Source organism: Actinoplanes sp. NPDC049265 (genome assembly GCF_043197135.1).
Lineage (GTDB): Bacteria > Actinomycetota > Actinomycetes > Mycobacteriales > Micromonosporaceae > Actinoplanes.
Window position 1 is genome coordinate 136050 of sequence record NZ_JBICSP010000010.1, and the last position, 3435, is coordinate 139484.

1 protein-coding gene is annotated in these 3435 nt (G+C 68.3%); it reads right to left on the reverse strand.

Going from position 1 to position 3435, the window contains the following annotated elements; genetic code table 11:
- Positions 1-423: 423 nt before the first annotated feature.
- On the reverse strand, positions 424-1353 hold the full coding sequence (locus ACGFIO_RS23880; RefSeq protein WP_392828728.1) for a hypothetical protein: 930 nt from the start codon (positions 1351-1353) through the stop codon (positions 424-426).
- Positions 1354-3435 lie beyond the last annotated feature (2082 nt).

Genomic DNA, 3435 nt, shown 5'->3' on the forward strand with positions numbered 1-3435 from the left:
CGCACCAGCCGCCCGACTACAAGCGGCACCTCGGCCGCAGTGCGACAAGTAGCGCACTAAGCCGCCGCGTTGAACGAGCGACCGAGTGGGGAATCGCGTCCGGTGCTGCGCCGCCCTGCACGGGGCTTCCGACAACGTGCTGGTCGCCGAGCCACAGCGCGCTCTGAGTGAAGTTGAGCAGCGCAGCGCACCAACCTCGTCGTAGCCCCGCCGTGGCGACCACTGCCCAAAACAGTGGTAGGCCTGGGCGGTATCCGGGGCTCGGTTACCACTCAGGGCTACCACTGTCCGGGGGCGCCTGCTTGAAAGAAGCAAGTTTCAGCCTGCCGCGTCGGACCTTGCCCTGCCACTGCCGCAACGCGCTCTCAGCTTTGGGTCTCGAACGCACCCCACGCCTGAGACAGGATCGTCTTGCAGCGCCGGTTACACGCGGCTCGACTGTTCGCCTGTCGCCTGGCGTGGGATGTCCTGGCCCGGCGAAGGGCTCGCCGTGTCGCCGGCGGTCGCAGAAGGCTCCTCACCGTTCGAAGGCTCGGTAGCCGCGGTGCCTTCGGCGGGTTCCACCTCGGCCGGGGCGCCACCCTGCGCTGCCTCACCGGCTGCTCCGTCCGGCGGGCTGTCCGCGTTCGATTGCCCTGGCCGCGTACCCAAGGAGGAAGCCGCAGCCGCGCCGCTCGCATCAGCCACCGACGTGGTCGCCTCACTGACCGGGGCGGTCGCTGACGCTGTGGTCGTGGTCTCGGCGGCGGGGGAGGGGCTGAACGTTCCCGGCGATTCCCACTGGATGTGGGGCGGTTCGGCGTTCGCTTCGCCGCCGAACTCGGCCAGCCACGCGGCGACCAGCGCCAAATTTTCGCGCCATTGCTGCTCGGGGATCGTTGGGAGGATGTCGTCCCACAGCGAGAGGAAGGTGCCGCGCAGCTGGAGCTGGCCGTAGGGCCGCGCGAGGAACCACATGTGAAGGTGCGCCGAGCCGTCGCCCCACCGGTTCACGTGAACCCGCGCGACGCCGTCGAGCGAGCGGATCGCCCGCTCGAGCCGGACGGTCATGACGCCGAGCTCGGCTGCGAGCAGGTTCGGCAGGTCGCCGAGGTCGAGATGCGAGCGGCATTCGAGAATCACGACCATCGGCAGCCCGGTGGGCCGGTCCATCGCCCGGACGCGCCATCGTTCGCTGAACCAGATGTACGCATCGTCCGGCGTATTGCAGGCCACACATTCGGCAGCGTCCTCGCCGCTTCGCGGAGGCTCCACGGCCACCGGAGTGGCAAGAGGCTTGATGCGCATGTCTCCCTCGAAGGGAAACGACGGCCAGCGAGTGAAGTCCGGCAGAGACGCGGCGTTGTCGGGCACGAGCCTGACCTTAGTGCAGGCAGAGGGCACTGTCCCGGGTCAATTTTCCAGCCGCCGACCGCGCCGCCCTCTACCGAGCGCACCCAGCCCTTCACGTAGAAGTCGATCACTATCCGTGGGGCCCACACCACACCCGAAGTTATCCACAGAAGTTATCCACAACCCCCGCCGTTTCACGTGAAACGCGACGTAGAACGCTTGCACCCCCTGTGGATACCCACGTGGACAACCCACACCCACCCTCCCCGTTTCACGTGAAACGGCCCACCCGCCCCTTCTTCAACAACCCCACCCACAGCCTGTGGATAACGCCCCTCCCCGATGCATCACGCAACCTCAGTCGATCCACCCCGCCGCGCCACAACCACCCGACATCGACAGCCAGCACTCGGCTCTACTTTGATAGATGTCTCTACATCGACTACAGGATCGCCGCTGAGAGACGAAGGTGAGGCCCGCGATAACGAGCAGAACGCCGGCCAGGTCCCATCTGCCGAACAGCCGGCTGGACCCCCGCATCGCTACGGCAAGCCACCTTCTCGCGGATCCGAACCAACCACGGCTGGCCGCCGAGTAACCCAGTCGCCGTCACCACCGCGCGGCCGCCTGTCCGGAACAGACCGCCGCCGTCGGCAACCGAGTCCAATCCGATCAACGTCCCTAGCAACCCCGGGGTGGACACCGCGGGCGGTCGCGGCACGGCCCGGCTCCGATCGCCTGGCCGCGGCTACCCGTCCCCAACCCTGGTCCCCCTTGAGCTCCTCCAAGGGGTCCGCGCCTTCGCCAGGGGCGCCTCGCTATTGCCAAAGCCCATCGCGCCAGCACCGCCTCAGTGAGGTCCGACTTGCTGAACCGACTCTGAAGGACGAAAACCACGTGGCCCGCGATGCCCGAGCGGCGCCGCCTCGTGGCTGTGGAAGGCGAGTCGGGGCTTAGTCTGTGGAGCCCAGCCGCTCCTGCCTAGACGGCACCGAGGACCGGGGTCAACGACTTGGTCATAGCGCAGTAGCCAGGTCCGGGCGACGGCCCTTTCCCCAGAGACCCGGGGGAGCATTTGCCAGCCGGCCTGGCAGGCCTCGAAGCCAAAGTCCGCCTCCATGCCGCACCCCGTCCGTAGAGCTTCCTGTCCCAGTCGAACCGAGGGCCGCATGCTCTCAGAGCACAACGGTGTCCGGCGTTCGCGTCAGCGCACCATCATGGCTGCGTCGCCTTGGGCGTGGCGCCCACCTTTCAGCGCACGGCCGTGGTCCTCCTAGCGGTACAGCCCGTCAACGACGAAGCCGACTGCTCCTGTTCCGACTCCCAAACCTCACCCCAGTTGGGGGCCATCCCCTGAGCTCCGAGACCCGATGGGTGCGAAGCCTCGAAGCCGCTCGCCGATTGGCGAGCCGCGCCTTTCTTGGGCGATCAGGAGCCCGGCCACCCGCAGCTCGTCGGTGGAGCCGGTCTCGGTGTGCACCTTGAACCGCTCACGACCAACGGAACCGGACGCATCACCTCGTGCCTGCATCTCACGCGTACCAGGTCGACGCCGGCCCTCTCCCGTAGCCAGCGTTCCGCGGAGCCGCCGCCGCTCCCGACTGAGCGAGCATCCGGGCGCCACAGGATGGGGCTCGGTGTGTTCTCGCGCCAGGGTGACACCTCGTGGGTCTAGCCGTGCTCAGGTGAGACGGCTAAGCGGCCGGCTCTGGAGACATCGCATGTCAGAAGCCCCATCGATCGCGGGTGTCGTTTCTGACCCGACAGTCATCCAGCGGCTGGCTCCGGTCTCGTTCCGAGCAGAACAGGGTGGATCTCACAGGCCTCCTTCAGACGGGCGGGACGGCCGATCTGGCGTGGGAGGCACAGACCAAGACGCTCCTCCCCGTGCCGACGTGGGCCACATCGCGCCCACCGCCCCGGAGCGACCGGCGGTCCCGTCGGCCCGTAGACCTGCCGCAGCCCTCACCTGTTTCACGTGAAACACCACCACCGGGCCGGGCGGAGCACCACCGGGCCGGGCGGAGCACCACCGGGCCGGGCGGAGCACCACCGGGCCGGGCGGAGCACCACCGGGCCGGGCGGAGCACCACCGGGCCGGGC